Raw genomic sequence first — 7254 nt, 5'->3', positions numbered from 1 at the left:
GGGCGTCGTCTCGAAGATCATCGAGTAATCGCGACCCCCGGGCGCCCAAGCGGCGCCCGGACCACGCAAACACAGGATGGGTGCCCGCACCCATCCTTTTTTTGTGCCTTGCTGGCCGAAGGGGCTGGCGCGTGTCCCCCGACAGGTGCGAGATCGCAGAGCGCCAACGTCGCGGGCGGTATGGCTGTGCCCGGCAGTCTGTTGGGGTGGGGCAGGCCAGAGAAAACCCGCGTTTCGCCGGAGGCGAAAGGCGGGTCGTCAGGGTCGAAATCGGAAAATCAATGGCGCGGCCCTGTGCAGCCGCAAAGATGCCCACGCGCCCGGGAGACGGCGCGCGGGCATGGGGGCAACATCATCAGTTCACGATGTTACGGATCTTGGTGCGCTTCTCGCTCTCGGTGTCGCCGCCATGGATGATCGACTGCAGCGCTGCGACCTGGGCTGAGCTGAGGCCGTCGAGATCGGCGCCGGGCGCATAGGTCTGCACTTCGTGGCGGACGGCGTCGGTGGTGTTGACCATGGCCTGAGCGGTGCCGGCAAAGGCGGCGGAGGCGACGAGGGCGGCTGCGATGATGCGGTTCATGTTGGTCTCCTTTGGTGTCTGTGTGAGGGGGCTGGCGCGAGCGCTCAGTTCACGATGTTGCGGATCTTGGTGCGCTTCTCGCTCTCGGTGTCGCCGCCATGAATGATCGACTGCAGTGCTGCGACCTGGGCCGAGCTGAGGCCGTCGAGATCGGCGCCGGGCGCGTAGGTCTGCACTTCGTGGCGGACGGCGTCGGTGGTGTTGACCATGGCCTGTGCGGTGCCGACGAAGGCGGCGGAGGCGACGAGGGCGGCTGCGATGATGCGGTTCATGTTGGTCTCCTTTGGGATCTGTGTGAGGGGGCTCAGTTCACGATGTTGCGGATCTTGGTGCGCTTTTCGCTCTCGGTGTCGCCGCCATGGATGATCGACTGCAGCGCTGCGACCTGGGCCGAGCTAAGGCCGTCGAGATCGGCGCCCGGCGCATAGGTCTGCACTTCGTGGCGGACGGCGTCGGTGGTGTTGACCATGGCCTGAGCGGTGCCTGCGAAGGCGGCGGAGGCGAAGAGGGCGGCTGCGATGATGCGGTTCATGTTGGTCTCCTTTGGGATCTGTGTGAGGGGGGCTGGCGCGAGCGCTCAGTTCACGATGTTGCGGATCTTGGTGCGCTTTTCGCTCTCGGTGTCGCCGCCATGGATGATCGACTGCAGCGCTGCGACCTGGGCCGAGCTGAGGCCGTCGAGATCGGCGCCGGGCGCATAGGTCTGCACTTCGTGGCGGACGGCGTCGATGGTGTTGACCATGGCCTGAGCGGTGCCGGCGAAGGCGGCGGAGGCGACGAGGGCGGCTGCGATGATGCGGTTCATGTTGGTCTCCTTTCGATGTGGGACCCCGGCGGAATGCCGGGGCAGGGAAGTGTGCGGGACGGTGTGTCCGTCCGGTGCAAACACATTTGGGAGCCACCCCGGGAAATGGAATTCACGAAAATCTCGCACCTTGCTCACACCGATTTGTGCTTGATTTTGCTGCGTTTTCACCGGGTGTTGTGCATGGATGCACAGAGTTGGTTCGGGTCAGGTTTTGTGGGCCATAGCGCCCTGACAGCCCCTCGGGCGCGCGTGTCGGAAAGGTGCGTTCGGGCGGCATTGCAGCGTGAGACACAAGGTCGTGACCGCGAATTTTCCCCGCGCGCCGCCGCGATGTTTCATCCGGCGCGCCACCGCGTGAGCCACTGCGAGCAGGTCGTGACAGGAAATCGTCCTGACCTGTCGGCAAGTTGCCCGGAGGGTCTTGATTTCGGCTGCAGCTTGGCGTACCCCACGACACGGCCTGAAGGGGTATAGCTCAGCTGGTAGAGCGACGGTCTCCAAAACCGTAGGTCGCGGGTTCGAACCCTGCTGCCCCTGCCAATTCTCTAGACAGTGTCACGACAGGTTGTGCCCGCTCGAACTATGGCGCGGTAGGCGTGCGTGGGGGGTCGAGTGGTAGAAGCCCAGCTGGCTGTGCGGTCAGGCGCCAAGACAGATCCGGCGCGTGGCGAAGCGGATTGCGCAGGGTTTGTAGCTTGGCGTGACGCGCCCGGACCGCGCCTCTGTCCTGCGTCTCCTGTGGATCAGTCAGGGAACCGCTCAGGCTGAAGGTACATGCGTCGTGGCGCCCGAAGCCGTTCCTGCCAACTGCCTAAGTACTGCTCTGAGGGACGCGTGTGTCGCGCGCTGGGGTCCTGTCCAGCCTCAAGGACCCTGCACATGCATTGGCAAGCCTGCTGACACGCGGACGAGTCAACGCCGACAGCAAAGGCCGCCAATGCAGTCAACGCACAAGAAAGAGGGCCAGGGCGTCGCGCCGCAGCTGCGCCAACCCAATGTGACGCCCACTCAGCCCTGACCGGCCTCTGCGGCGATCTGGGCGCGGCTCTTGCGCGCGCGTTCGGTGGCGGATTTGAGCTGGCCGCAGGCGGCCATGATGTCCTCGCCGCGCGGGGTGCGGATGGGCGAGGCGTAGCCGGCCTTGTAGACGATATCGGCAAAGCGCTCGATCCGGGCCCAGTCGGAGCGCTCGTAGGGTGCGCCGGGCCATTCGTTGAACGGGATCAGGTTGATCTTGGCGGGGATGCCCGAGATCAGCTTGACCAGCCGCCGTGCATCGGCATCGCTGTCATTCACGTCCTTCAGCATCACGTATTCGAAGGTGATGCGCTCGGAATTGGACAGGCGCGGGTACTCGCGCAGCGCATCCAGCAGCGTGGCGATGTTCCAGCGCTTGTTGATCGGCACCAGCCTGTCGCGCACCTCGTCGGTGGTAGCGTGGAAGCTGACCGCCATCAGGCAGCCGATCTCCTCGGCGCAGCGCGCGATCTCGGGCACCACGCCCGAGGTCGACAGGGTGATGCGGCGGCGCGACAGGGCGATGCCCTCGCCGTCCATGGCGATCTTCATCGCGTCGCGCACGTTGTCGAAATTGTAGAGCGGCTCGCCCATGCCCATCAGAACGATGTTCGACAGAAGGCGCGGGCCCGACTCGCCCGTCCCGGTGCCGGGGGCGGGCCATTCCTCGAGATCGTCGCGCGCCAGCATGATCTGGCCCACGATCTCGCCCGCGGTCAGGTTGCGCACAAGCTTCTGCGTACCGGTATGGCAGAAGGAACAGGTCAGCGTGCAGCCCACCTGGCTCGAGATGCACAGCGTGCCGCGATCGGCCTCGGGGATGTAGACCACCTCGACCTCGTGCCCGCCGGCAATCCGCACGAGATACTTGCGCGTCCCGTCGGCCGAGACCTGGCGCGAGACCATTTCGGGCAGCGCGATGGTGAAATGCTCGGCCAGCAGCGCGCGATAGGCCTTGGACAGGTTGGTCATGGCGTCGAACTCGCGCACGCCCCAGTGGTAGATCCACTGCCAGACCTGGTTGACCCGCATCTTGACCTGCTTTTCGGGCGTGCCGGCCTGCAGCAGCGCGTCGCGCAGCTGGTCGCGCGTCAACCCGACAAGGTTGACCGGCCCCTCGGGCCGTTTCCGGGGCAGGGTCAGCACATCTTGCGTGATCGGCGCGGTCGCGGTCATGAGAGGGCATCCTTGTCGAAGAAGGCTGCTGGATACAGGATTCGCAGGCAAAATTTAAGGGCCGATCTGCATCGGCCCTCGTGGCGGTGTCGGACGGCGCAGAGGCCCCGGCGCGGCTCAGCTGCTGCAGCGACGCTCGGCATCCTCGAAGGCGGCGGTGAAGCCCAGAAGCGAGAACGTGTCCTGGGTCTTGGTGCCGCGGCTCGACATGGCAGTGACCACGGCATCGGCGCCGCGCTTCATCGCGGTGATGAGCTTGGTGTCATCCTGCGGCGTGGCGGGCCAGGCCCATTCTCCCTCGGTATAGAGCTCGAACTCGGTGCCGCCGATATTGACGTTCACGGTCGAGCCATTGGCGAACGGGTAGCCGCCGGTGAATGCGACCTGGCCCTGCACCTCGGCGCCCGGGCGGAAGAACACCATCAGCAGGATCTCGCCCCGGGTCACGGCCACGACGCGGCCATCCTTGGTGTTCACGCTTTCCTGATAGGTGGTGACGGCCCAGCATTCCTTGGGGCTGTTGCCCTCGAACACGGACCAGTCGGTCATCGAATCGACGCGGTTCTCGCTGCTTTCCTGCGCGCCGGCGATTCCGGCCGCGAGGGCCAGCATGCCCGCACCGATCCACCGCCCCAGACCTGACTTCATACCTGCAGCCTCCAGCTGTTCAGCCTCATTGCCACGCGGCGCCGGGGCCTGTCCCGATCCTTGGCGTCACGCATGGGCATTTACTCTCGACGGCGGGACAATAGCCTGAAAAATCGACCGCGTGAAAGCCCCGTTGGCAGATAATCGCCGAGAGTTGAGCGGCCTGCCCCGCCCGGCGCCACCCCGTTCAGCAGCCCGACGCCGCGCGCCTTGCCTGCGATCGCCCGCGGGACGGCCGGCCTATGGTGTCGCGAAATCCGGACGGGCGTAGCCCTGCAGGAACAGAAGCGCGGTCAGGTCGCCATGGTTGACCCGCACCGCGCACTGCGCCTGCACCGAGGGCTTGGCATGCAGCGCCACGCCAAGGCCTGCACGGCCCAGCATGCCCAGGTCATTGGCCCCGTCGCCCACGGCCAGCACGTCCCCGGGCTCCAGGCCCAGGCGGGTCGTGATCTCCTCCAGCGCCTGCACCTTGGCCGCGCGGCCAAGGATCGGCCGGGCGACGGTGCCGGTCAGCTTGCCGTCCTCGGCCTGCAGCGTGTTGGCGCGGTGCTCGTCAAAGCCCAGCCGGGCCGCGATGCGGGCGGTGAAGGCGGTGAACCCGCCCGAGACCAGTGCGCAATGGGCGCCCTGCGCGCGCATCGTGGCCAGCAGCGCGGGCCCGCCGGGCATCAGGGTGATGCGGGTGGCGATCACCTCGTCGATCACCGTCTCGGTCAGGTCCCGCAGCAGCGCCACCCGCTCGACCAGCGCGCCCTCGAAATCCAGCTCGCCATTCATCGCGCGGGCGGTGATGTCGCGCACATGCGCCCCCACCCCGGCCGCCTCGGCCAGCTCGTCGATGCATTCCTGCTGGATCATGGTGCTGTCCATGTCGGCCAGCAGCATGCGCTTGCGCCGCCCCTCGGCCGGCAGCAGGTTGAGATCGACCTGGCCCGAGACCTCGGCCCGCACCGCGTCGAAATTCGACGGCCGGGCGGGCAGCGGGAACTCGGCCGCCTCGTCCGGGGAGAGCCAGTCGACCGCACCGCCGCCGAACGCGTTGCGCAGGCTGTCGACAAGCGCCGGGTCCAGCGCCCCGGGTGCGGCGATGAGCGATGCGATGACCATGGAGCCTCTCCCGTGCAACCTTGCGCCGGCTTCTGGCACGGGGGCGCGCGCTTGGCCAGAGGGCCAAATTTCGTCGACGAAATTTGCAAGATTTTTCCTTAAAAATCTTGTTCGCCCCGTGGCCGCGGGGACGCTCAGGCAAAGGCGCCGTGGCAGAACCAGCCCGGGGAGAGCGCCGCGCCATGGGCGTAGAACAGCCACAGCCGGTCGCCCCGCGTGGTCTCCAGCCGCCAATAGTCGCGCGCGCCGGACCGCCAGGCGGGCTCGTCCAGCCACCATTCCGGCGCAATCCGCTCGGGCCCCTCGGCGCCGCTGCGTTCCCAGTCGCGGCCGCGCCAGCGGAAGCGCTCGGGCGGGTCCGGGCTGTCGGGCGCGGTGACCGGCTCCGGCGGCCAGAGCGTCAGCGGGCGCGGCGCGGCCGGCACCGGCCAGTCCCGCGCGGGCCCCGCCCAGGCCGCGGCCAGCACCTGCGCGCCCTTCTCGGGCAGGTGGCTGGACCCGGGATGGCGCCTTGTGATCGCCTCCATGCCCAGCCGCGCACCCAGCCGGCCGATCAGGTCGTCCAGCCCGGCATCGCCGCCCAGCTTCTGCCGCCCCTGCTCGGCCGCCTCGAGATGCCCGGCCACGGTGCGGGCATGCAGCGCCTCGTGGCGCACCGCCTCCAGCCGCAGCATGTCGAAACCCGGCCCCGCCTCCAGCGCCGGGATCTTCAGCCGCACCAGCGGCATCAGCCGGTGCGGATCGTCGCTGGCCACCGCGGTCAGCACCGTCTCCCATTGCATGGCGTGATCGGCGCGATGCGCCTCCAGCCGCAGCGCCCGCGCCCCGCGCCCACGCGCGCGCAGCCGTGCGCAGAGCCGCTCCAGCAGACGCGAGACCGCCTCGGCCACGTCCTCTTCCAGCCCGATCGGGTCGGGGAAGGAGATGCGGATGGCAAAGCGCTCGGGCGGGGCGGCGGGCGAGACCGGCTCGGGCGCCGCCCCCAGCGCCTGGTCCAGCCGATCGACCAGGCCCCGGCCGAAGCGCCGGGCCAGCCCGGCGCGCGGCTGGCCCAGCAGGTCGCCGACCCGCCGCAGGCCCAGCCGGGTCAGCTGCTCGACCACCGTGGGCTCGAGGCGCAGCGCGGCCACCGGCAGGGGCGAGAGCGCCCCCCATGTCTTGCCCGGTGCGGCGATGGCGCCCTCGGGCAGCGGGCCCTGCGGCCCGGTCGGGGCCGCCCCGCCGCGTTCCCAGTGCCGGCGCTTGCCGGCGCGGGCGCGGGTGGCGCGCGCCTCCTGGTCGATGGCATCGCCCGAGCGCCCGCCCGCCCCCTCGGCCGCCTGCGCGGTGAAGCGCGCCAGCGCCCAGGCCGCACCCAGCGTGTCGGCGATGCCGGCCTGCACCGTCAGGCCGAGGTCGGCGCAATCCTGCGTCACCTGCGCGCAAAGCGCCGCCTCGCCACCGAAGAGATGCGCGCAGCCCGTCAGGTCGATCACCAGCGCGTCGGGCGGCTGGGCCGAGACCCAAGGCGAGAACTTGCCCGCCCATCGGTGCAGCGCGCCGAGAAAGGCGGCCTCCTGCCGGGGATCGGCGGCGCGCGCCACCAGCGCGGCGCACATGGCATGGGCATCGCGCAGCGGCTGGCCGCGATAGAGCCCGGCCTGCGTGGCCTCGGCCGACAGCGCGGCCAGCCGCCGGGCCGGCCCGTCCTCCTGCACCGAGACCACCGGCCGCCCGGCCAGATGCGGTTCGGCCCGGATCAGCCGTTCGGCGCCGAGGCGGGGAAACCAGAGCGAGAGGATTCGACGATTGGACATTGGGGCAGCAGCGTTGTTCCTGCTTTGTTCTAGTTGCTGCATCCGCCGGAGTCGAGTCCGGGGCTGGCCTGTCGCGCAGGGACCGTCTAGCCTGCCCCCACCCCGTCCCCCCTGTT

8 protein-coding genes and 1 tRNA gene are annotated in these 7254 nt (G+C 69.0%); 1 reads left to right on the top strand and 8 read right to left on the bottom strand.

The window, feature by feature from the left end; genetic code table 11:
* Positions 1 to 355: 355 nt before the first annotated feature.
* Genes AVJ23_RS17835 through AVJ23_RS17820 form a run of 4 tightly spaced genes read right to left on the bottom strand, consistent with a single transcriptional unit; the run spans position 356 to position 1388 of the window.
* Positions 356 to 583, bottom strand: a complete 228-nt coding sequence (locus AVJ23_RS17835; protein WP_058863574.1) for a hypothetical protein — start codon at positions 581 to 583, stop codon at positions 356 to 358.
* A 44-nt stretch (positions 584 to 627) separates the two neighbouring features.
* A complete protein-coding gene (locus AVJ23_RS17830) occupies positions 628 to 855 on the bottom strand; it encodes a hypothetical protein (protein ID WP_058863573.1) in 228 nt (75 codons plus the stop codon).
* A gap of 32 nt (positions 856 to 887) precedes the next feature.
* Entirely contained in the window at positions 888 to 1115 is a 228-nt protein-coding gene (locus tag AVJ23_RS17825) for a hypothetical protein (RefSeq protein WP_058863572.1), read from the bottom strand.
* A gap of 45 nt (positions 1116 to 1160) precedes the next feature.
* Positions 1161 to 1388, bottom strand: a complete 228-nt coding sequence (locus AVJ23_RS17820) for a hypothetical protein (protein ID WP_058863571.1) — start codon at positions 1386 to 1388, stop codon at positions 1161 to 1163.
* A 467-nt stretch (positions 1389 to 1855) separates the two neighbouring features.
* Here AVJ23_RS17820 and AVJ23_RS17815 point away from each other — a divergent pair.
* Positions 1856 to 1931, top strand: a tRNA-Trp gene (locus tag AVJ23_RS17815).
* Between the two features lie 468 nt (positions 1932 to 2399).
* Here AVJ23_RS17815 and rlmN read toward each other — a convergent pair.
* The 4 genes from rlmN to AVJ23_RS17795 form a co-directional block, all read right to left on the bottom strand.
* Positions 2400 to 3584 (bottom strand): dual-specificity RNA methyltransferase RlmN, encoded by a 1185-nt coding sequence (gene rlmN, locus AVJ23_RS17810; protein ID WP_058863570.1) that lies wholly within the window; start codon positions 3582 to 3584, stop codon positions 2400 to 2402.
* A gap of 117 nt (positions 3585 to 3701) precedes the next feature.
* Positions 3702 to 4232: an invasion associated locus B family protein gene (locus AVJ23_RS17805; RefSeq protein ID WP_058863569.1), complete on the bottom strand. Its 531-nt coding sequence runs from the start codon at positions 4230 to 4232 to the stop codon at positions 3702 to 3704.
* Between the two features lie 240 nt (positions 4233 to 4472).
* The gene (serB, locus tag AVJ23_RS17800) at positions 4473 to 5342 is read right to left on the bottom strand and encodes a phosphoserine phosphatase SerB (protein ID WP_058863568.1); all 870 of its coding nucleotides are present in this window, start codon (positions 5340 to 5342) and stop codon (positions 4473 to 4475) included.
* A gap of 134 nt (positions 5343 to 5476) precedes the next feature.
* On the bottom strand, positions 5477 to 7138 hold the full coding sequence (locus tag AVJ23_RS17795) for a Y-family DNA polymerase (RefSeq protein WP_058863567.1): 1662 nt from the start codon (positions 7136 to 7138) through the stop codon (positions 5477 to 5479).
* Between the last annotated feature and the right edge of the window lie 116 nt (positions 7139 to 7254).

It is taken from the genome of Pseudoponticoccus marisrubri, from assembly GCF_001482405.1.
GTDB classification, from domain to species: domain Bacteria; phylum Pseudomonadota; class Alphaproteobacteria; order Rhodobacterales; family Rhodobacteraceae; genus Pseudoponticoccus; species Pseudoponticoccus marisrubri.
Note: the sequence above shows the minus strand (reverse complement) of the source record. Positions and strands in the feature narration are given on the sequence as shown.